Source organism: Polyangiaceae bacterium, assembly GCA_016715885.1.
Lineage (GTDB): Bacteria > Myxococcota_A > Polyangia > Polyangiales > Polyangiaceae > Polyangium.
The window spans coordinates 857,125-879,323 of record JADJXL010000028.1; the positions used below are offsets into that span (position 1 = coordinate 857,125).

Here is a 22,199-nt window from a genome sequence, read left to right on the forward strand (position 1 = left end):
AGCAGCAGTTCACCGAATCGAAAAGTTCTTGGTACTACGTAATCAGCGCGATACGACGTGGGCGTCCGCGATCGAAAGCGCAGCATCGAGCGCTGCGATTCCCTCGTCGAGCTGCTCTTCGGTCACGATGAGCGGCGGCGCAATGACCAGATGACTGACCCATGCCAACACGGTCACGCCGCGTTTGGTCATCTCCGCCGCGACTTGATCGATCACGAGCGGCTTGCGTGCTGCCTTGTCCTGCGGCGTGGCCAATGGCTCCTTCGTCGTGCGATCTTTGACCAATTCCACCGCCCAAAAAAGCCCGAGCCCCCGGACATCGCCAATGGACGGGTGTTTTTCCGCCAATGCACGCAATTTTTTGCCCAAAAGCTCGCCCATTTCGGCCGAACGTTCGATGAGGCCCAGCCTTCGGTACTCGTCAATCGCTGCAATGGCAGGCGCGAGCGTCAATGGATGCGCTTCGTACGTGTGCCCGTGCGCGAAAAAATTGTCCTCGAAATGATCCGCTACCGCGCGGTTCGTCGCGACGACGCCGAGTGGCACTGCCGCATTCGTCACGCCTTTCGCCGTCGTGAGGATGTCCGGCGTGATTCCCCAATTTTCCACGGCAAACCACTTTCCCGTGCGTCCCCAGCCAGTCATGACCTCGTCCGCAATCACGAGAACGCCGCGCTTTTTCGCGTGCTCCACGAGGCGCGGTAGATATTCGGGCGGCGGCACGAGCACGCCGTTGGTCCCGACAACCGGCTCGAAAATGATTGCGGCCACGTTTTCGTCGTGATCGATCATGTACGCGAGGTAATCGGCACACGCGACATTGCAGTCGGGATAGGTGCGACCAAGCGGGCAGCGATAACAATTCGCTTCGGGGCCAAAAATGACGCCCTGAATTTTGCCCGTCGGTTCGGCAAACCAGCGACGCATGTCGCCCGTCGCGGCAATCGAACCCGCCGTCGAGCCGTGATACGACGTGTAACGCGCAATGATTTTGTATTTGCCCGTCACTGCACGCGCCATCTTGATGGCCGCCTCGTTGGCCTCCGTGCCGGACGTGGCAAAGAAAAACTTATCGAGGCCCTTCGGCATGACTTCGAGCAGCTTCGCTGCCGCCTGCGCGCGCACGTCACACGTGTGCGCAGGCCCGATGAACGCAAGCTCCTTCGCTTGCGCGCAAATGGCATCGATGACCGCTTGGTTCTGATGGCCCAAGTTCGAGCACACGAGCTGCGATGAAAAATCGAGGTATCGTTTGCCCGCAGCATCCCAGAAGTAACACCCTTCGGCACGCTTGACGTGCAAAGGCTTCCATCCGCGCTGAGCGCGCCACGTGCCGTACGTATGCCTCGCGGTAAACTCGGAAATGTCGTCGATCATCTTGGCAGTCCTAGCATCACGGGTACGAGAACGCTTTCAGCTCACGGAATCTTCAGCACGTAGAACGTCTGCACCACACCCGACGGACGGGAAGGCTTGCCGAAGAGGCCCATGAGCTTGCTGTCGGAAGGAAGGTAAATGGCTTTGATTTCGGACACATCGAGGCGTCCGCCGGCGACTTGAAACACGACCGGCGGTTTGCCTTCGCGTAGCCCCTCGAGACGCCCGTTCCTGAACTTGAGCTTCATGCCGAGCGTGCTCACTTCGAGCTCGTCTCGACCATCCGGCCACCCGATACCGCGCACGTTCACGTAGCCGCCTTCTTCGAGCTTCTGCACGATTTTCGGCAGCAGCTCGTCGAGCTTCTCGTTCATGTGCTCTTCACACTCGCCGGGTTGACAGATCCGGATCGGATCGCGGTTTGCACCGTCGTCACCGTAGAAAAACACGTCGATGCCGAAGTTTGTCTCGGTACGCTTTTCGTTTGGTACAGCAAACATTTTCTTCGCGGCCGAAAATCCGATGCGGCGCCCGCTGGTCTTCACGATGTCCCGCGCAAGCGTCTCGGCTTCGCTCGCCGTCTTCGCCGGTTCCTTGGGCTTTGCATCGGCGACTGGCTGCGCGTTGCCATCGGTCGTCTCCGTCGTGTCGCCGCCGCTTTCCGCCTTCGCTTCCGCGTCCGCGGGTGCGTCGCTCTTCGCCGCAGCGTCGTCCTTCTTCACGTCGTCTGGCGTTGCAGGATCCGTTGAAGAGCCACCGCAACCCGCAAGCAAAGCGAACGTCACGAAGACGGAAGCGACTGAGCGAACCATGGGAGAACCTCCACCGACAACAGGTGTTCGGACACGCGACGATAAGCCAAATGCGCGCGGCACGCCAAGTAAAACGGGCGTCCTTCGACGGCCGAATGCGGCGCATCGTGACGATCCCTCTTATCATCGCGACGTGCACGGGTACAATCGGACATCATGCCCAACCACGTGCCTACCTTCGCCTCGCGCCGACGTTCGTTCGGCGTTGTCCATGCTTTTTCCTTGCTGCTCGTCGCCGTCGCATCGGCGATCGGATGCGCGGACGAGGCTCCCGGTCCGGGCCCCATCCCGCTGCAAGAGCTTCGCGACGAACTGTCCACGGCGACATGCAACCAGTACGTACGTTGCGGGCTGATGCCGGATCAGGCCACGTGTGAAGCCGCTCAAGGCGACAGTCGCCTCACGCTTCAACTCTTGACCGACGCTGCTCTCGGCCGCGTCACGTACGACGAAGCTGGGGCACGCACGTGCGTCGAAGCGATCCGTGCTCGCAGTTGCGACAACCTGACCGCGACGCAAAAAGCGCTCGCTGACGCGTGTTCCAAGATGTTCGTCGGGACAATCCCCGAAGGTTCGTCGTGTTTGTTCAGCACCGAATGCGCGGGAGGCGGCACGTGCAACGTATCGATGTGCATGGGCAGTGGAGCATGCTGTCTTGGCGTATGCGAAAAACCACCTGCGCCGGTCGCGATCGGCGCCGATTGCACGACGAATCCGTGTGTGGAATCGGCGTATTGCGATGCGTCGGAGATGCCGCCCACCTGCAAAGCTCGCAAGGACAACGGCGACGCGTGCGACGCCCAGGGTCAATGCAAAGAAGGCATGCGCTGCGACGTCAGCGGCAGCCTGCCGACGTGTTATTTGCTCTCGAATCGCAATGGCGCTTGCAACCCGGCGCTCGAAGCTGGAGGGTGCATTCGATTCGATGATTATTGTCACCCCACGGATCGAAAATGCACGCCGCTGCCCGGCGATGGTCAGCCGTGCACGGAAGATGGTCAATGCATGGCCTACGCCCATTGCGATGCGGGAACATGTCGCAAGAGGCCGACCGAAGGTGGTGCGTGCAGCGATACCATCGATTGCCTCGGAACACTCGAATGCGTCGACATGGTATGCGCCGTGGATCCCTCGACGCAAGTGTGCGCGTATTAGCCTGGCGGATTGATGAAAGGGATAAATCGGGGGGTTTGGGGGGGCCGAGCCTCGCCGTGCTTTTGCGCAAGCAAAAGCACCGGGAGGCGAGCCTCGGCCCCCCCATCGTAAACTAGCCTCGCGCAGCGCGCGTCCCACGCGCGCGAAGCGAGCGTGCAAGTCCTGGCCCGGCTTCAACTAGGCATCATGAACGACCGAAGCTGCTCGGGCGAAATTGCGTAATCCTTCCGGCAATAGTCGCATGTGATTTCGAGCACTCGATTGTCTTCGAGGAGCGCTTTGATTTCCGCATGCGGCAACGTGATGAGACTCGAAAGAACTCGCACTTCACTGCATTGGCAACCATAAGCGAGCGGTGATTCCGCCAAAATGGTGTGCGGCATGCCAAAAAGCAGTTCCTCGGTGAGGTGCGAGGCCAGCGTCATTTCTTTACGCAATAGCTCGGAAAGCGGCGGAAAATCTTCGAGGCGCTGCGTCATGATCATCAGCGGGCCCCGCTCGATTTCCGGCAAAAGCTCGACCATGTACCCACCGGCCGCCACGACTTCATCATTCTCGATCAGCGTCGAGACGGCAATGGTCGACACGATTTGCTCGGAATGCTGCATGTAGGACATCAGCGCACCGGAAATGCCTCCTGCCTCCCCGTCGAAGGCGACTTCCACGATGCCTCGATGCAACGCTCCATTATGAAGCGTGCGCATCATCTCGAGCAACATGGCATGGCCGGTGTTCGTCCCCGCAGCTCCGGAAAAACCCACGATACCACGCGTGGTTCCATCCGGATGCGCATCGGCCACCATGCTGCCGCCGCCAGGATTCTTCAATATTCCTTGGACTCGAAGCGTGGGGCTCATGGCTTCGCGAATCAGAATCGCTCCCGTGATGAGCTCACCGAACCGTGCTGCCACGGCGCCCTTTGCTTGCTGCGCTTTGGACGCACCACGAACGGTTTGCGTCGTGACGGCCGCAATGACCCGGAATGCGCCGTCGTTCGTCATGGAACGAATGACGCGATCGCTGGAGCGTGCTGCATCGGAGCTCATGAGGCGACCGCCGCTTCTGCTTCGACGGCTTCCGCTACGAGATCGTCGCGCTGGAGCAGCGCTTCGAGCGTGGGCTGCCGCCCCATGAAACCGACATACAAGGCCATGGGATCGGCGCTGTCGCCTTTGGCGAGAATATGGGATCGAAATGCCTCGCCCACCTCGCGACTGAAAATGCCTTCGCGCTTGAATCGCGAAAACGCGTCCGCATCGAGCACCTCTGCCCACTTGTACGAATAATACCCGGCGGCATACCCCACGGGGCTCGAGAACAAGTGTGAAAACGACGCGAGCATCGCGTGTTCGGGCGGCAATGGAAGCGGAGAATACTGCTCGAAAATCGACCTACCATAAAGGACGGGATCGCCATCTTTTGCAGGATCCCAATCGATATGGAGCGCCAAATCTGCCTCGGCAAACCCGAGCTGCCGAATCATGGCATTGGCGGCGCGGAATGTGCGCGCAGCCCGCATCCGCTCGAAAAGCGCATCCGGGATCGGTTCGCCCGTTTGGTAGTGCCGCGCGAAAAGATCGAGTGCCTCTTTTTCCCAACACCAATTTTCCATGATCTGCGAAGGCAATTCGACGAAATCCCATGCCACGTTCGTCGCGGCCAAGGTGCGAATTTCAACGCAGCTCGATGCATGATGCATCATGTGCCCGAATTCATGAAAAACCGTCTCGACCTCGCGGTGATTGAGCAGCGCGGGTTTGTCGCCCACGGGCGGCATGAAATTACCGGCCAATACCGCGATGTGTATTCCACCGAGCGCATCGTCGTGTTTCGTTTCGCTCGAAGGAACGTGCGTGACGAGCCCCTGCATCCAGGCTCCATCACGCTTCGTTTCACGCGGCCACATGTCGGCATAGAACAGCGCGCTCGTCCGTCCGTCACCCTCGACGATACGATACGCTTTGACGCTCGGATGCCACACGGATACTCCAGCCCACGGCTCGATGCGCACTCCGTAAAGTCGAGATGCAATGGTGAATACGCCCGAAAGAACGGGGTCCGCTGGGAAATAGGGTCGCAGGGACTCGTCGTCGAAATCGTATCGGGCTCGGCGAAGTTTTTCCGCGTAATACGGAACGTCCCACGGTGCGAGCGGCGGGGCCGATGGGCCAGCGATTTCACGACTGAATGCTTCTAGCTCGGCATTCTCGCGCTTGAATTGCGGCAGTGCCCGCTCGCGTAGCGTTGCGATGAATTTTCGCGCTGCTTCTCCGGTCTTCGCCATGCGGTCTTCGAGCACCAAATCGGCAAACGATGCGAACTTCAGCAATTTTGCCTTTTCCCGGCGAAGCTCCAGAATTTTGCGCACAATCGGCCGATTGTCGCGTTCACCCTCGGTCGCACGCGACACGTTTGCCCGGTACATCTTCTCCCGCACCGCGCGATCGTCCAAATACGTCACGATCGCGTTGTAACTCGGCGCCTGAAGGGTGAACCGATACCCAGAAAGTCCCTTTTCTGCGGCACTCGCGCGCGCCGCTTCGATGGCGCCTTCGGGCAAACCCGCGAGTTTGTCGCGGTCTTCGATGACGATTTCGAACGCGTTCGTCGAATCGAGCACGTTCTGCGAATACTTCAACGTGAGCACCGCAAGCTCGACGTTGATCTGCGCAAGGCGTTTCTTGCCTTCGGGATCGAGCTCCGCGCCGCTGCGGCGAAAATCCGCGAGCGTCTTGTCCAAGAATCTGCGCCTAGTCCCCGAAAGCGCACGCGCTTCGTCTGTCTCGGCAAACTCACGCAGAGCCCGCCACACGCCTTCCGATAGCGTGATGCTCGTGAAGAACTCGCTCACCGGAGCCTGCACGGCGTTGTATCCGTCACGTAGCTCCGGCGTCGTCGCGACGCTTTCGAGATGCGAAATCACGCCGAGCGCAAGCTCCAGGTCTTCCGTCACTTTCTCGAGCGCCGTCATCGTGTTCGCGAAGGTGCGCGGCCCTTGCGACGTTTCGAGTGCCCTCAGACGCACTTTCGCTTCGTCGAGCAACGCATGCACCGCAGGCTCGACGTGCTCGCCGCGAATCCGATCGAACGGCATGCCAGTTTTCAGGTGCAAAAGCGGATTTTCTGACGAGTCGGACATGGTGTTCGCTTTCGGTGCAGGCCGGACGCGCGACGCCTGGCGTTGGACTGCATTACCTACGATCGTCTACGGCGACTCGCAACGCCATCGTAACGCGGGCAAAGTCGGGCTACGCTCGCCCGTGTGAACGTTTCGCTCTTCCTGATTGGCATCGGCAAGATTCTCTTTGGCATTTTAGTCGGCGCCGCGGGCGTGTGGATGGGAGCGCGCGTGCTCGAGCGACTTTTGCGCACGGGCGAAATGGACGCCGAGCTGGAAAAGGGCAACGCCGCAGCCGCAGTGCTCGCCGCAGCAGGCCTCTTGTCGCTCGGCCTTCTCGCCAAACACGCCGTGACGGCAACGTTCTCAGCGATCGATTTTCTGATCCGCGGTCGCCAAGTCGAAGCGCCGCTGCTTGGAAAGCTCGCACTTTATGGCATTGCGCACGCAGCGCTGTCCTTGGCCGTCGGCGCTGCAACGCTCGCGATCGGAACGTTTTTGTTCAGTCGTCTGACGCGCGGCGTGGACGAGATCGCGCAGATTCGCAAGGGCAACGTGGCGCCCGCCATCGTGCTCGGAACCGTGATGATCGTCATCGCACTCGTGGTCGCTCCGGGCCTCGAAACCGCGCTCGATGGGCTTCTGCCGCTGCCCACGCTTGCTCGCGACGAGGTCGTGGCGCCGTCATGAACCGCGGCAAATCCATCGCTTTTTACGTCATTCTCACCCTTTGGGTCACTGGTTGCTGCTGCAACTTTCCCGATCTCAGCACGTTCATCATCGCGGAAGAACCCGAGCCGAGCGACAGCACGCCTGGCGTCGATCTCGGCCTCGCCGCGTATCCAAAAACCGCTCCGGAAGCAGGCGCCACGAAATACGCTTGGCGCGATCGAAGGCTCGAACCGCCCGTGTACCGAGCACGCTACGCGCTTGGAGCGAGCGAGCAAGCTGCAGTCGACGAAGCTCACCTAGCGCTGGCGAAGCGCGTGAAGTTCAAAGATCAAGGCAACGGCATCTTCAAGTGGACGCCGCCGCCGGGTTGCGACGTCCGCATGCGGTGCATTTTCGAGAGCCTCGCCGAGGACAGCAAAGACGAGGTCGCACCGCTCGCGGCGCGCTTTCGAGCGCGTGTGCGTGAAGCGAACCTCGATCCGGTGCAAACCGTCGAGCTCGTCACGTCGTATGTACAAGCGATCCCGTACGAGATCCCGAAGACGCGTCCGTTTGGTCTTTTGCCGCCTGCACTCGTTGCTGCTCAAAAGAAAGGCGACTGCGACTCGAAGGCGCTACTTCTCCTGATGCTGCTCGATTCGCTCGGCATCGACAGCGTGATGCTCACGTCGGACGCGCATCGGCACTCGATGCTGGGTGTGGCGATACCCGCACAGGGTCAGAAGATCACGTACGACGGGCGAGCGTACGCGTTCGTCGAGACAACCGCAAAAAACGCGCCGATTGGCTGGATTTCAAAAGATCTTTTGAGGCCAAACGATTGGGTCGTCGTTCCCGTGCGCGTCGGTGGCAAAGGCGCAACGAAGTCGGGCTCGTCGGTGACGGGCAAGGCGACGGAAGAAGTCCCGGGTCCGAAACCTCGGAAGCAGCGCTGAGCGCGCCACAAACGCGCGGCTGCCCTTTCCAATCGAACGGGATGGTTTCAAGATGAGGGCATGTTCTTCTCCGACAAGAAGCAGAAGCTGAAGATGCCGGCCAAAGAGGACGCGCTGCCGGGGCGAAGCACGCCCATGCACGTGTCGGGTACGCACCATGTCCTCGGGACCAGGTACGTTCCGCCTTTTCCGGAAGGTCGCGAGCTGGCGATGTTCGGTATGGGGTGCTTTTGGGGTGCCGAACGCAAGTTTTGGAAGACGAAAGGCGTGACGTCGACGGCCGTGGGGTATGCCGCGGGGTTCACGCCGAATCCGACATACGAAGAGGTTTGCTCGGGTCGAACGGGCCATAACGAGGTGGTGTTCGTCGTGTTCGATCCGAGTCGCGTGTCTTATGCGGAGCTTTTGAAGGTGTTTTGGGAAAACCACGATCCGACCCAGGGAATGCGCCAAGGCAACGACGCGGGGACGCAATATCGATCCGGCATCTATTGTCATGGGCCGGCCCAGCGAGCAGCCGCGGAACGGTCGCGCGACGAATATCAAAAAGAGCTCACGAAAGCCGGTCACGGTACGATTACCACCGAAATTCTCGACGCTCCGCCGCTTTATTATGCCGAGGAGTATCATCAGCAATATTTGTCGAAAAACCCCGACGGATATTGCGGCCTCGGAGGAACGGGCGTGAGCTGTCCCATTGGCCTTTCTACCGGCCAATAGGCGCTCGAGGATGTTAGAAATTGTCGTTTTGGGTGGGAGCGGGCAAATGCTTGGGGAGGCGAAAATAAAAGGTCGTGCCTTCGCCAAGCTGGCTTTCGACCCAAGCCTTGCCTCCATGCGATTCGATGATTCCCTTGGATATCGATAGCCCGAGGCCCATCCCACCATTGCCCGCCCGAGGGGCACGATAATAAGCCTCGAATACACGCGGCAAATCGCAAGATGCAATGCCGCATCCCGTGTCGGCCACGGAAAATTCGATATCGCCCTCTCGAGCGACCGCCGCGACCGTGACGGTTCCGCCCGCGGGCGTGAATTTCAGCGCATTGCCAATGAGATTCGATAGGACTTGAAGAATCCGGAACGAATCACATTCGATCATGGTGGAGCCATCCGGGGTTTGTCTAGCCAATTGGATCCCCTTGTGCATAGCCGCTTCGCGGAATGTTTCAATGGCCTCGTCGACGAGCGCCGCGGCCGATTGTTCACAGATCGAAAGCGACAACTGTCCGGTTTCGACGCTGGCAAAGTCCAACAAATCGTCGAGCAGCCGCTGCATTCGACCAAGACCTTTTCGCAGCAGCGCAACGCGTGACGCCGGAGGCAGAGCGCTCGAACCATCGAGGGGCACTTCGAGCGCCGATAGGCTCATCAATGCAAGAGACAACGAATTGCGCAGATCGTGCGACGCAACCGCCATGAGATGCTCGCGCGCTCGAATCGAATGCTGCGCATTTTCGTGAAGCTGCGCATTGCCTACCGCCATGCTCGCCCGATGCGCAAGCGCCTGCAAGAGCGCCTTGCCCGAACCATCCAATTCCTGTCGCAATGGCGTGCCGAACAAAAATACCGCGCCGAGAACACGATTGTGCGACACGAGCGGCAAACCATCCAGCCACCTCATATCGAGCCCGGCAATCGCGGCCGAAATATCGGAATCATGGGATCCAAATGCAAGTGCATCCGCGAGGGTCTGTCCGGAGAGCTCGATCGAACGCCCGCGACGAAGAACATGATCGACCCAATCGGCCCGTTTTCCTCCGTCGGCACAAAGTCCCGCCCCGAGCACGCGGACGCACCTTTCTTTCATCGGATCCGCGTGGGCCACAAAGCGGCATTGGAGCACCGCATTTCGACACGACAATATGCACGCGCCATCCGCCAGCGCCGGAACGAGCAGCCGAGACAGCATAGCAAGCGTCGAATCTTCGTCGGGTGATGCAAAAAGTCGCAAGCTCGCATCCGCCAAAAATCGTGAACGAGATTCCTCGAGTGCTGTCCGAACGAGCATATCCGTGACAATGGCAACGGATTTGCGCATATTTTCCGTCGCTTGCCATACGCCTGGATGGTCGTAACGAAACTTGACCCACACCTTCGGTGTCGCGTCATCGCGATGGTCAGCAGTCGATGAAAATTCTTCTAAATATGGATAACCAACAAAGTCAGAATTCAGGCCGTGATTCATTCTCAACCCCCACCCCAACGTTCACGAGAATACATTTTTTGGGATGGTTGAGCGACCCGTTTCTGCACGCAGTAGCCGTGCTCTCACAAAACGGTCTATGTGCAACGTCCACACGAGTATGGGGACGTCCGAAACAGTCGAAAGGTCATGAATCCAGCATGGGCACGACGGTGACGGCATGATTGAGTGGTCCGTGGCCGTGGCCCAAGCCTGGTGCATGTAGAATGGCTTGGCGCACGTATTTTCGAGCTCGTTCGGTGGCGGCGGCGAGGTCCAGGCCTTGCGCGATACCTGCTGCAATGGCGGAAGCGAGCGTGCAGCCCGTGCCATGGGTCGACGTCGAGAGAATGCGGTCGTCCTCGAATGAATGTTCGCCAGCGTGGGTGAGCAGCACGTCGACGACACAGGGGCCTTCGAGGTGTCCGCCTTTGACGAGGACGGCGGTGGGACCCATGGTGAGGAGTTTGGCCGCGGCGCGGCGCATGCCGTCGACGGAGCGAATGGTTTGTCCTGTAAGAACCTCTGCTTCCGGTAGGTTGGGCGTAATGAGTGTTGCCAGGGGCAAAAGGCGCGTCACGAGTGCCTTGCGTGCTTCGGGCAGAAGTAGTGAAGCGCCGCCTTTGGCGACCATGACGGGATCGACGACGAGCGGGACGCCTCGGGCATTGCGTTCATACGATGATGCAACGGCAGCGATGACGGCCGCGGAGTGGAGCATGCCGGTTTTGATGGCATCGGCGCCGATATCTTCGAGCACGACGTCCATTTGTTGCGCGATGAAGTCTGGTGGAATGGGAAAAACGCCCAAAACCCCTCGCGTATTTTGCGCGGTCAGTGCGGTGATGGCGGTGGCGCCGAAAGCGCCGAGCGCCGTGACGGTTTTCAGATCGGCCTGAATGCCTGCGCCGCCGCCCGAATCCGAACCGGCAACGATGAGAACTCGCCCTTGCATATAGAAGGAATTACTAGAGAAGGCCGCCGCATGCAAGCGTGACGCTCGTGCTTCGGTCCTGCGTGCACTCTACGCCGCGCGCATTCGTGACGTGATGGGCAGTCTGCTTTCATTCGTGGGCTTTTTGCCCCACAAGGATGCCTTGCCGCGGTCGCCATGCGCACCCAACCGACCTGCATCCCCGCTGTATCTTTTCACCTGCTCCGCGGACAAACGTTTGTCTTGCATGACGTGATCGATGCATGTATCGTTCGCACATGTCAGATTCTTCATCTACCAAGAGGGATTCCCGTCCGTCGCCGGTTCTCGGGACGATCGGCTGGTTCGTTCGCAACACGATTTCCTTGCTTTTTGTGGGCTTTGCGGTGGCCTGTATCTACAACGTCTACGGTGTGGGGCCCGAAGTAGAAACGATGGCCAAGGAATTGGCTTGTCAGGGTCAACCGTCACCATGCTCGGCACAATACACGCGCGCCGAGCGAACTCCATGGGCGCATACCTTCAAGATGTACACGTCGGCCTCGTCGGGCGAACGACCCATTTCGTGCCAACGGCAATACATCTTCGTGGGCGACTATTCGTGCCAATTCAAAGACGGAACCTCCGCGCCGCCGAACGGCACGCCATCGGCCGTCGTCAAGGATGCTCCGGCATCGAGCGGAAAGGCGCCGATAACCGCGCGGCCGCGATCATCCGGAACATCGGTGCCCGCCCGTTTCGGGCCGGCGCCGAGCGCCACGACATCAGCGCCATGAACCATTGGATGCCAAACCTATGGTTGGATGCTGGTTTCGCGAAGCCATCCCTGCGGGGAGTTCGAGCCCCGCAGCCCTTGCTGCGGCTACGAACGTCATAGCTCAGACGGCGGCTCATTATCAACTCGTGCAGCCAGGAATGCCTCCTCGTCCCATGGCCCCGCGGGCCAAATCAAGGAGGCTTCGAGCGGCGTGTCCGGAAAATTGTGTTCGGCTTCATCCCACGATTCCTTGGGGGGCGCGCCGTATTCGGTTAGATATACCGCACGCGCTGCATCCTGGATTTCCGGCGTAATCAGCGGAGGCTCCCAGCCCAGCAATAGATCGCGCAGGCGTTGCACCGCCGGACCACGTAGGCTCAGATCCGGTCGTTCCTGCTCTTCCGGAATGTAGGCATAATGGCGGCGGCTTCTTGCATACTCGAGATACGTCTCGACCAATTCGAGAAGAAATGTTTTCGGGGGAATACGACGCAGCGCTGCCCATAATTTTGGCGCAGCCAGCATGTCGATCCAACTGGCGGCGTTCACGACATGAGAGAATTCCGTCGCGAAGTCCTTCGTGATGGGCGTACCATCGCCGAAATATCCATGCATGTTATCGTTTCCAATCATATTACGCCGGTATGCAGACAGGTCCAATCCAACGAAACCGTGTTTGTATCATGAATGCGCCGCCGACCATTTTCGTGCCTTTCATGCAGCCATACGCGCACCATGACTGGACGAACACTCCGGGGAACATGCCTGGACAAATCGGGCACGATCCGGTTCCGCACGACGTTACGGTGCACCATGCCCCGCCAAACGCGAGCCATTGGCATTTCGTCCTATAGGGGCATTCAAAAGGCTTCTCGACACATCTGTCGTCAGGCAAGATCCCTTGCAATGCATCAGTTGGATCGATGGACATCTGTATTTCGTTCATTAGCGATGCTGGGATGATAGCGCCGGGTTCGTCTGGGTCGATGATGTACGCTCCGACCGGGGGATCGACTAATTCGGCGGACTCGTCTACTGCATCGGTCATGTCACACATTGAAGCTGTAGATGCGCATTGGAAAAGCGGTAGCCTCATTTCTTCTGGCGTCTCGTCAATCTGATTGTCGACAAGCTTGGAAAACCCGGTATTGTCGTGCGTGCCGGCAAACGCACCTGACGCTGCAGCGAACGAACCGTACAAGGCCAACGCTACAACAGTCGACACAAGCTTTCGCATAGGCCGCTCCGATCACCTTCGCTTATACGCCGAAAACAGATTTTCCAGCAAGATTTCGATCGTAAGTCGGCAAGTACCTGAATTGTCACGCGGACTTCGGGGAACGGAACAACGAGGATTAGCGAGGAGGCGCAACACGACGACGCACGATCGCCTTTCGTTCGCCGCGTTCCGTGCATCGCTCTTCGCTCGGCGCCGCAATTTCGGGCTCTTCACTCGGCTGCGCCCGAGCATCTCTTGGCGCACCGAGCATCATCACGATCAAATAACTCGTAAAAATCCCAAGACAGATGCATTTGCAGGTCATATTGTTCCCCAAAACGCGCGAGGTCGCGCCAAGCTTACACGCAAACCGAGTCGTGGATCCACGCTCCATTCAGAAAGGCCCCTCCGTGCTCCTACGCCGCTCGTGCACAATGACCAAAATCGCTTGCGCCGCATTCGTCCTTTCTCCCTTCGCCATTTCCTCGTGCGCCACGGGCACCACGCGTCCCGGCATCGGCGGCAACGGCGACGGCGGCGAGGCTGGCGAATGGGGAGCTCAATCATCGAGCAGCTCGTCGAGCAGTGGATCAGGCGGAGGTTCAGGCGGCGGAAACGGAGGTAGCAGCAGCGCATCGAGCTCTTCGTCGTCCGCAGCGTCCTCGTCATCGTCGTCCAGTTCGAGCGGTGGAGGCGGCGGGGCAGCTTCGTTCGTCGTGCTTCGCGTCGGAGACGGTATCAGCGCGCTCACGGGCACCGCGACGCGGGTCTACATCGAGCACTTGCAAACCGACGGATCGCCCACACCTGGTAAAACCACGATCGAGCTTCCCGGGTTTGCTTCGGGCACCAATTGGCCGCTCACGCTTTCGGGATCGGCAAGCGCCGAAGGCAATCTTTCGCTGTCGTCGAACGGAAAGTACGTGGTTCTCGCGGGTTATGGAGCCGATGCGGGCACGCCCGTCGTCAACACGACGGATGCCAACGTTTATCCGCGCGTCGTGGGTCGTATCGATGCACAAGGCGTCGTGAATACGACGACGTCGCTCGGCACCGCGTTCAGCACGAGCAGCGTGCGTGGAGCGACGTCGACCGACGGCATATCGATATGGGTTTCGGGCAATGGAACGGCTTCCCTTGGCGGCGTTCACCATACGACGCTCGGCGCGTCCGGTACGACGCAAATTCTTGCCGCTCCAAGCAATGCAAGGTTTGTCAATGTCGTATCGAACCAGCTCTACGGCACGTCGGGCGCAGGGACGTTCGTCAATGTCTTCACGATTGGCACGGGCGTACCTACATCGTCAGGACAAACCGCAACGCCGCTCCCAGGCATGCCCACGACGACCGGACCGAGCCCCTACGCGTTTGCCCTGGTCGATCGTTTGCCTGCCGTCGCAGGCGTCGACACGCTTTACGTCGCCGACGATCGAGCGATCTTGAACGGCGGCGGCATCCAGCGGTGGGTCTACGACGGTTTTTCCTGGCTGCATGAAACAACCTTCGGGGATGGAACGTCCGGCGTGCGTGGACTCGCCGCAAAGATCGAGGGAACGGGCGTGCGTATCATCGCAACGACTTCGGAGTCGCCGACGAACCGCATCTTGTCGGTCTTCGATGAGCCCGGGTTCTCCCCGATCATCGTGCCCATTGCGACATCCCCGGTGAACACGTTGTATCGCGGTGTTGCATTTGCCCCGCAGTAAACGCGGGGCGCACTTGACAGACGCCGCGACACCTCGAACGCTTGCGGCAATGCTCTCTGCGTCCCCCATCCCTCCGGTTGACATCATCGGCGGCGAAACCGCTGCGCTATCGGGTGAAGCGATCGTTTCGACAAACCCGGCTCGCCCGAGCGAGATCGTCTGGCGTGCGAGTCCCGTGCTCGCGCACGTCGATCGAGCGGTTGCGACTGCAGCGAGCGCGCAGCCTGCATGGGCACGTTTGCCGGCTGAACGCAGGTACGCGGCGCTCTTGCGCTACCGCGATCTGTGTCGCGCGCGCGCGGACGAGATGGCTCGCCTCATCGCGCGCGAAACCGGAAAGGCGCTTTGGGATGCGCGTGCCGAAGCAGATTTGCTCGCGGCGAAGGTCGACATTACGCTCGATGAATCCGAGCACGGGGGCATGCGTCGCGTGCGTGCGTTCGAAGTTTCGCTCGGCCCAACGCGCACGGGACGCGCTTTTTTCAGGCCTCACGGAGTCATGGCGGTCCTCGGGCCGTACAACTTTCCTGCGCACTTGCCGAACGGGCACATCATTCCCGCCCTGGCGCTCGGTAACACCCTGGTGTTCAAACCAAGCGACAAAGCACCTGCGGTTGGACAGATGTTGGCAACGTGGCTTCAAGAAGCGCTCGTGGCCGAAGGAGCACCTCCAGGCGTCATCAATCTCGTTCATGGAGGCGCCGACGTTGCAACGCGACTCGTCGTGCATCCTTTGGTAGGCGGCATTTTGTTCACGGGATCGTGGCCTGTCGGAAGAAAGATCATGGAGCTCAACCTCGACGATCCAGGCCGAATTTTGGCCCTTGAAATGGGCGGCAACAGTCCATCGATCGTGATGCCCGATGCGGATCTTCGCCAAGCTGCCATTGAAATCGTGCGGTCCGCGTTCGTGTCGACGGGGCAGCGTTGCACGTGCACGCGTCGAGTCATCGTGCATCGAGCCGTCGCGGACAAGTTTGTCCGAGCGATCGTCGCGATGTCGTCTCGGCTGGAGGTCGGCGATCCATTTGCGAATCCCGAACCATTCATGGGGCCGATCATCACGGCGGAAGCCAGGCAGTCGGTGCTCGATGCGCAGGCTCGATTTGCGGCGCAGGGGGCCGAGGTGCTCCTCGAAGCGCGCAGCATCGAAACGAGCGCCGGTGGGTTTTTCCTTTCGCCAGGGATCGTTCGTGTCGATGGTTTCACGGCGGACGCTCGAGGCGCGGGTGCCGATGTCGAAGTATTCGGGCCGCTCGTGCGCGTGGCCATTGCAGATTCGTTCGACGACGCCCTTGCTCACGCCAACGCGACGCGATTTGGACTTGCGGCATCGATATTCACCCAAGACGCAACGACCATCGAGCGATTTTTCCGTGAAATGCGTGCTGGGTGCGTCAACGTCAATACGGGCACGGCAGGCGCGAGCAGCAAATTGCCATTTGGCGGAATTGGTTTGTCTGGGAATCACCGCCCGGCTGGTGCATACAGCCTCGATTATTGTGCATATCCCGTCGCTGGAATTGTCGAATCGACTGGTTCGGCGCCCGTGCCCAAGGGAATGTCGATTGACGAGCGCGATTGGGCGTGAGAACGCTCCTATACGCCACTGCACTGTGAAATGTGAGAATCCAACTGCGTAAGAGATGTAGCGTAAGGCAACATTCCAGTCGAAGCCGTCAAAAAACGTGAGAATCTTGCTAGTCAAGAGCGTGAAGCTTGTTGTAAGCTGGCACGAGCGCGCGGCATCTCATGCCGGAAGATCTTAGAATGGGCCCCTTCGAGCGACGTACGACCCCACCACCGCCGGTTGCGGCGACAGAGCGAACGAGCTGGGTACCTGTGTCTCCAGAGCGTCAGAGCTGGCCTCCGCCCGCGCCGGCGCCTGTCGAGCGACAGAGCTGGACGCCAGCGCCGCCGCCACCTTCTACGGATCGCGCTGCCGCTGAGCGAGCAAGCTGGGCGGCACCTCCTGCGCCGTCGTTCGATCGCCAGACATTCAACATTCCTCCGTCGGCGGATCGTTCCAGCGTGGCGCTATTATCGTCCGAACGCATCAGCGCCCCCCCAGCAAGTGATACGAAGTCGACCTTGCGGACGAGTCGTCCCCCGACGGCATTACGTGGCAGCGGCACGTTATCGGCTGTATCCGAGCGCTCATTGCATAGCGTCGCGCCGCATAGCTCCGCGCCGCATAGCTCGGCGCCGCATAGTTCTTCCGAGCGCCAATGGTATGCCGAGGTGCCGCTGCGGCCTGGCGAGGGACCATTTCAAATCAAGGGATTGGCGCATCGCGGATTGCTCCATTATTGTCAACATCGTGTCGATGGAGGTATTCGTGCCTTTTCGGCGGCTCTTCCGAGCAAGCCAATGCGTGATTTTTTTGCGCAGCCATTTCTAGCGGGCAGCTTTTACGATCTCTTGCCGTTGGCGGCGGGTAGCGCGATTGTTTCGGAGATGACCCGCATTCCGCTCGACGTATTTGCGCAGCAGCAAGGTCGCGCGCAAGCCGTGCACGACGTCCAGAATGCTTATCGCGCGCTGCTTCAGGGCCGCACCTCGGATGACTTCCATTTGCGATTGCGACCGCTCGCGAGTCGATATTACAACTTCGGGGAATGGGACGTCACCCGTGACGAACGCAATCGATTGCGAATCCATGCGCGCGGAGTGCCAACCTGGCTTTTGCCTTGGTTTACACCCATGCTTTCGGGCTATTTCGCGGGCCTCGTTGCGGCAATGGGCAAACCCCACTCTCAGGTGACGCTTGCTGCAAATCGCCGAGAAGGCACGGCGGCCGGCCTGCCGCTCAGCACGCTCGAGCTGGATATTTTGCTCAGAGATTGATAGGCCGTTGCACCATAACCGCAATCATGATACGCCGCAGCATGCGCTTTTTCCTCGGCTTGGCCTGCTCGAGCGCCATCTTTGCAATCGGCTGCGGCGACACCATCGATAATCCTCCTCCGCCACCTGGCCCTCCCGTTTCCGATGTCACCGGGACCATCATCGATGTCCACGTGACCGAAAACGGCGATATGCCGAATATGCGCGAGCCTTCGCAATACGAAGTGGCGGCGGTTTTTCCGGGTGACGATGGCACGCCGCGTGAAATCCCTGCGCTCATCAACAAAGATGGATCGTTCGTCATTTCAAACGTCCCCGAAGTGCCTTATGACCTTCGTTTCGTCGAGCTCTACGGCGCTGGAACGCTGCCACCACGTTATATCGTGAATGCACCGCGCAACATCGACCTCGGGCGCGTATATGCGGGGCGCCCCGATGCGGAGCTCATCGAAACGGAACCTACGGAAATCGCACTTTCGGCAACCAATCTAGAACCTTGGTCGGATGGCGATGCGCTGGAGCTCTTTTCACTCGGTTCCGGATCCGCCGGAGCGCTGCTTCCCACGAATGGCACGTTTCCCACGACCGGCACGACGTCGCTGAACGATTATCGCGTCGACACGTCGCGCCTCTTGAACGCTACGCTCGTCAGCGGCGACAAGGGCGATAAAGCCGTCATTACCCAACTTGCCGGAACGGCCCACCTGACGGCACCCTACCAATCCGTTCGCAAAGTGCTCGAGCCGCCTACGTTTACGCAAACCGACGGAGAACTTACGAGCGTTTCGGGCACATTTACAGACGTTCCACAAAAGGATTTGCCCATCGACATCACGGCATCGGCGTTCAATGCGTTTGCGTCGGACGTGCACTCGACCGCCACGGTTGTCGGGAAAAACGTGCGACTCATCGCCGAACCGGGCGGCGAACGAGCCACGGTATCCATTACCCCGAACCTTGTGCTTTGCGAAGCATTACCCAGCGCAACACTTCCGCAGAGTTTTTCCTACGGCAATCCTTTTCCGTCTGCGTGGGCCGAGGTCGTATCGGCGGACGTAGCGTTTGCCATGACGCACGTGTTGCCTTCGGGCATTTCGAAATCCACCGCCGTCACGATCGGTCAAAGCGCGCCCGCCTCGTCCTTCGTCACCCCAGCCGTACCTCTCATTGGGCCTCCACTCGACATCAAAGTCAATGACATGCCAGCCCAGGATACGCTCACGGGGATTGGTTTTACCCCGACGGTGACGTTTTCGCCTCCGTCCTTGGGCACTCCGGCAGTCTATATCATTGCCATTCGGAGACTCGATCCTGGCGGCGCCACGACACGCACGATTGCGGTGTTTTCGACCACGGATACCACGCTCCGCATTCCCGACGGTCTCCTCAGTTTCGGGTATTATTACTACTTTCGCGTCTCCGTACGCGCGAGCTTCGACACGACGACGCCGTTCAAGAGCGGTACGACGAACGCCTACGCGTCGGCGCTCACGGGTGTATTGACGCCCTGATCATTGCGCGCGCTCTCACGCGCCGTCAATGACGGCCGGCGCGCCTTTCGAATCCTGCTTCTCGTATTTGTTGCGCACGTCCGCGAGCACTTCTTCTTCGTCGTAACGCGAGAACAGCAAAAGTCCCAAAAAGCAAAAGACGAAGGCTGCCGCGGCGCTGAGCCGCACGCCGAAAGGATTCTGCACGTCTTTGCCGAGCAGCAGAAACGAAGGAAAAAGAAAGTTTGCCAGGGCAATACCCAAATTCATGACGAACGTTCTCGTCCCGAAAAAGATGGCCGCCTTGTGGCTGCCCGATCGATGCCCATCCCCTTCGGCGACATCGGCCACGACGACCGTCGGCAGAATTCCGAAGATGGCCACGGGAACGGCCGCGACGATCGCCACGAGGTATGCGTAAATCATCTTGGGCATTGGCACGACCCCCATGGCCGCGACGAGAAGGAACACGAGTGAAAACATGGCAAACCCCACGAGCATTACGCGTTTTTTGCCCAACCTTCTGGTCGCAATGTTCACGGGCAAGTAGCACACGAAACTCGCGAGAAACATCACGGTCATGAGCGTCGTCACGAGCGCCGTGTCTTCACGGATGTCGTCCTTCGGGTGCAGGAGCGTCGTGAAATAAAAGACCATGCCCATTTGAATGAACGTCAACGCCACCCAATAGGTCAGATCCGCAAGCGCAAACCGGACGAAGTTGCGATTGCTGAATGCCGCCGCCAGAGCTTGCCGCACATTATCCTTGGATACGTGTGGCTCTGCATAATCACGTTCCTTGACGAACAGCACGGGCAGGAGCATGCACACGAGCGAAACGCTGGAGTATGCTGCCATGACGAATTGGAAAGCGCGCGCCGGGCTCATCCCCAGACTTTGCTCGACGATTGGCTGAATGGCGAACACGCCTTGTCCCAAGGCAAACCCGAGCGCCCAGGTCACGGAGAGCGCCGTGCTCAGAGACAGCTTTTCTTCGGGCGTGTGGCCATATTCGCTGAGCAACGCCGTATAGGGCGTCGTATAACAGACGAAAAAGAAATAAAAAGCGAGCAAGACCCCGGCAAGCCACAATGCATTCAGCGGGCTTTCGGTCGGCGCGATGGGCAAGAATACCAGAACGGACAAAAGGGCCACGGGCAATGCCGAGAATGCCATGAAAAACGTTCGGCGTCCGAGGCGTGAAGTGCTTCGATCCGACCAATTGGCGATCAGCGGATTCGTGATGGCATCGAAGGTGCGCGCAATGGCGGTGATGATCCCGAGGACCGTCAAGAAACCCAAGATGCGACCGGTGTGAATGTACGTCGGAAAGAGGGCTACTTTGCCCGATTCCGGCGGCATGTAGAAATAATTCATCAAGTTGGCAACGCCAAACGAGCTCAACGACCACCCAAACTGGCCCAATGCGAATAAAATGAGCTTCGATGTGGGAAGTTTTGCTACGTTTGCCATACTCGATGCCCCATCAGCCTTCGGGCGTCAGGCCAAGCCCCCTTGCGATTTGCTGAAATGTCTTTACAGCCTCGGTAGGTTCACGACGTTTGTCCGGATCATCGTAATCGACGCGATAGAGGCCAAACCGCGGCTCGTACCCCTCGGCCCATTCAAAATTGTCGAGGAGCGACCAATGAAAATACCCTCGCACGTCCACGCCATCGCGCGCGGCATGCACGAGCGCCTCGAAATGCGAGCGCAAATAACCGGGACGCTTGTCACCGCGCTGATCCGCTATGCCATTTTCGGTGACGTAAAGCGGCAAACCGAGTGCACTGTACCGTTTGAGCACTTGATACATTCCCTCGGGATAAATGTCCCAGCCGAGATCACTCACGGGACGCTCGGCCGGCACGTATTGCTCGGAAAGCGACGGATCCGACAAGTCTGCACGAACGTGGTCTCGCCCGTAATAGTTGATACCCAGCCAATCGAGCGAACCTTTCAATTCGGGTGCGTCCTCGTCGATGTCCACGACACCTGGAATCGATAGCGTGATTCGACCGGCTGCTATGGCGTCGATGATTGCTTGATTGAAAAAACGATCCGTGAATCCTGCAATCAATCGATCGAATGGATGGCGAGTGGCGGGCTGGAAAATACGCACATGATGCGCCAAACCAATGCGCGTGGAAAAACCGTCGCCATCCGCATCAACGGTATCGTGTTCGCGTAGCGCTTCCGTCATGCGTCCGTGAGCGCGCAGGAGCCGCGCGAGGCCTTGTGCGCAAAGGCGTTGGTCTTTCAGCCCCGGAGGAAAAACCCCTTTGATATACGACATTGCCATGAGCACGTTGGGCTCGTTGATGGTGCACCACGAATCCACCGCGCTGCCAAGCTTTCTGGCAATGCGTTTCGTGAATGCAGCCAGCAGATCAATGGTCCGATCGCTCATCCAGCCCCCTTGCGTAACCACCCATCGCGGCAACGTGAAGTGATGAAGCGTGACCATAGGCTCGATGCCAGCATTACGTAAAGCGCGTGCCCACGACAAATATCGCTCGGCCGCGTCTTCGTTCCAAACGCCCTCGGCCGGTTCGAGCCGGCTCCATTCGACGCTGAATCGATATGCATTCGCGCCGAGGCGTCGCATGAGCCGCAAGTCTTCGTCGAATCGATTCCATGAATCGCACGCTGCGCCCGATACCGTGCGATCCTTGACATGCGGCGAACCGTCCGCGTGAGAACCTCGTTCCCAGTCGGTCCAATCGTTGTCGAGCCCGCCTTCGATTTGATGCGCCGCGGTGGCCGTACCGAGCAAAAACCCGGCTGGCAGCGACGAGCGCACATTTTCGAGCACATCCGCGGCACCAAGAGCACACGGCGGCGGATGCGGGTCTTTGGTGAGCGAATCGAATGCGGTGCGAGCGAGTCGGGCAAGGTTCATCGGACGGGCTCCAGGATGCTACGAAGTCGTGACACTTGAAAAGACTTTTGTGCAGTCACTTGAAAGATTGGCGCAGCGCGCGTGGCGCGG

At 59.4% G+C, this 22,199-nt stretch carries 20 protein-coding genes; 9 read left to right on the forward strand and 11 right to left on the reverse strand.

Annotated features, from left to right (window positions below; translation table 11 throughout):
* Positions 1-42: 42 nt before the first annotated feature.
* A complete protein-coding gene (locus IPM54_44975) occupies positions 43-1,377 on the reverse strand; it encodes an aminotransferase class III-fold pyridoxal phosphate-dependent enzyme (GenBank protein MBK9266916.1) in 1,335 nt (444 codons plus the stop codon).
* 41 nt (positions 1,378-1,418) lie between these two features.
* A complete protein-coding gene (locus IPM54_44980; protein ID MBK9266917.1) occupies positions 1,419-2,189 on the reverse strand; it encodes a hypothetical protein in 771 nt (256 codons plus the stop codon).
* A 222-nt stretch (positions 2,190-2,411) separates the two neighbouring features.
* Between IPM54_44980 and IPM54_44985 the strand changes: the two genes are divergently transcribed.
* Positions 2,412-3,344, forward strand: coding sequence for a hypothetical protein (locus tag IPM54_44985; protein ID MBK9266918.1), 933 nt, complete (start codon positions 2,412-2,414; stop codon positions 3,342-3,344).
* 173 nt (positions 3,345-3,517) lie between these two features.
* Here the strand turns inward: IPM54_44985 and IPM54_44990 are convergent, their stop codons facing one another.
* Both IPM54_44990 and IPM54_44995 read right to left on the reverse strand, forming a co-directional pair.
* Positions 3,518-4,390 carry an Hsp33 family molecular chaperone HslO gene (locus IPM54_44990; protein MBK9266919.1) on the reverse strand — a complete coding sequence of 291 codons (873 nt, stop codon included), beginning with the start codon at positions 4,388-4,390 and terminating at the stop codon, positions 3,518-3,520.
* Positions 4,387-6,483, reverse strand: a complete 2,097-nt coding sequence (locus tag IPM54_44995; protein MBK9266920.1) for a M3 family metallopeptidase — start codon at positions 6,481-6,483, stop codon at positions 4,387-4,389. The genes IPM54_44990 and IPM54_44995 overlap by 4 nt, the downstream gene beginning before the upstream one ends.
* A gap of 123 nt (positions 6,484-6,606) precedes the next feature.
* On the opposite strand from IPM54_44995, the gene IPM54_45000 reads away from it, so the two are divergent.
* From IPM54_45000 to msrA, 3 genes are read left to right on the forward strand one after another with little or no spacing between them, the layout of a single operon-like run.
* Positions 6,607-7,152, forward strand: coding sequence for a DUF350 domain-containing protein (locus IPM54_45000; protein ID MBK9266921.1), 546 nt, complete (start codon positions 6,607-6,609; stop codon positions 7,150-7,152).
* A complete protein-coding gene (locus IPM54_45005) occupies positions 7,149-8,069 on the forward strand; it encodes a hypothetical protein (GenBank protein ID MBK9266922.1) in 921 nt (306 codons plus the stop codon). The genes IPM54_45000 and IPM54_45005 overlap by 4 nt, the downstream gene beginning before the upstream one ends.
* A 60-nt stretch (positions 8,070-8,129) precedes the next feature.
* The gene (gene msrA, locus IPM54_45010; GenBank protein MBK9266923.1) at positions 8,130-8,789 is read left to right on the forward strand and encodes a peptide-methionine (S)-S-oxide reductase MsrA; all 660 of its coding nucleotides are present in this window, start codon (positions 8,130-8,132) and stop codon (positions 8,787-8,789) included.
* A gap of 13 nt (positions 8,790-8,802) precedes the next feature.
* Here msrA and IPM54_45015 read toward each other — a convergent pair whose 3' ends face one another.
* From IPM54_45015 to IPM54_45025, 3 genes are all read right to left on the reverse strand, one after another.
* Positions 8,803-10,164: a HAMP domain-containing histidine kinase gene (locus IPM54_45015; protein ID MBK9266924.1), complete on the reverse strand. Its 1,362-nt coding sequence runs from the start codon at positions 10,162-10,164 to the stop codon at positions 8,803-8,805.
* 238 nt (positions 10,165-10,402) lie between these two features.
* Positions 10,403-11,209 carry a bifunctional hydroxymethylpyrimidine kinase/phosphomethylpyrimidine kinase gene (thiD, locus tag IPM54_45020; protein ID MBK9266925.1) on the reverse strand — a complete coding sequence of 269 codons (807 nt, stop codon included), beginning with the start codon at positions 11,207-11,209 and terminating at the stop codon, positions 10,403-10,405.
* Between the two features lie 69 nt (positions 11,210-11,278).
* The gene (locus IPM54_45025; GenBank protein ID MBK9266926.1) at positions 11,279-11,437 is read right to left on the reverse strand and encodes a hypothetical protein; all 159 of its coding nucleotides are present in this window, start codon (positions 11,435-11,437) and stop codon (positions 11,279-11,281) included.
* Between the two features lie 137 nt (positions 11,438-11,574).
* Here IPM54_45025 and IPM54_45030 point away from each other — a divergent pair, with 137 nt between their 5' ends.
* Positions 11,575-11,964 carry a hypothetical protein gene (locus IPM54_45030; GenBank protein MBK9266927.1) on the forward strand — a complete coding sequence of 130 codons (390 nt, stop codon included), beginning with the start codon at positions 11,575-11,577 and terminating at the stop codon, positions 11,962-11,964.
* A gap of 95 nt (positions 11,965-12,059) precedes the next feature.
* Here IPM54_45030 and IPM54_45035 read toward each other — a convergent pair whose 3' ends face one another.
* Both IPM54_45035 and IPM54_45040 read right to left on the reverse strand, forming a co-directional pair.
* Complete coding sequence (locus tag IPM54_45035; GenBank protein ID MBK9266928.1) at positions 12,060-12,578, reverse strand: hypothetical protein; 519 nt, start codon at positions 12,576-12,578, stop codon at positions 12,060-12,062.
* 722 nt (positions 12,579-13,300) lie between these two features.
* Positions 13,301-13,441: a hypothetical protein gene (locus IPM54_45040; protein MBK9266929.1), complete on the reverse strand. Its 141-nt coding sequence runs from the start codon at positions 13,439-13,441 to the stop codon at positions 13,301-13,303.
* Positions 13,442-13,598: 157 nt separating this feature from the next.
* Between IPM54_45040 and IPM54_45045 the strand changes: the two genes are divergently transcribed.
* The 4 genes from IPM54_45045 to IPM54_45060 all read left to right on the forward strand — a co-directional run bounded on the left by IPM54_45045 (position 13,599) and on the right by IPM54_45060 (position 19,228).
* The gene (locus IPM54_45045; GenBank protein ID MBK9266930.1) at positions 13,599-14,870 is read left to right on the forward strand and encodes a hypothetical protein; all 1,272 of its coding nucleotides are present in this window, start codon (positions 13,599-13,601) and stop codon (positions 14,868-14,870) included.
* A gap of 49 nt (positions 14,871-14,919) precedes the next feature.
* A complete protein-coding gene (locus IPM54_45050) occupies positions 14,920-16,461 on the forward strand; it encodes an aldehyde dehydrogenase family protein (GenBank protein ID MBK9266931.1) in 1,542 nt (513 codons plus the stop codon).
* A 161-nt stretch (positions 16,462-16,622) separates the two neighbouring features.
* Positions 16,623-17,717 (forward strand): hypothetical protein, encoded by a 1,095-nt coding sequence (locus tag IPM54_45055; protein MBK9266932.1) that lies wholly within the window; start codon positions 16,623-16,625, stop codon positions 17,715-17,717.
* Between the two features lie 26 nt (positions 17,718-17,743).
* Complete coding sequence (locus IPM54_45060; GenBank protein MBK9266933.1) at positions 17,744-19,228, forward strand: hypothetical protein; 1,485 nt, start codon at positions 17,744-17,746, stop codon at positions 19,226-19,228.
* Positions 19,229-19,243: 15 nt separating this feature from the next.
* Here IPM54_45060 and IPM54_45065 read toward each other — a convergent pair whose 3' ends face one another.
* Positions 19,244-20,680, reverse strand: a complete 1,437-nt coding sequence (locus IPM54_45065; GenBank protein ID MBK9266934.1) for an MFS transporter — start codon at positions 20,678-20,680, stop codon at positions 19,244-19,246.
* Between the two features lie 13 nt (positions 20,681-20,693).
* On the reverse strand, positions 20,694-22,109 hold the full coding sequence (locus tag IPM54_45070; protein MBK9266935.1) for a glycoside hydrolase family 1 protein: 1,416 nt from the start codon (positions 22,107-22,109) through the stop codon (positions 20,694-20,696).
* Positions 22,110-22,199: the final 90 nt, after the last annotated feature.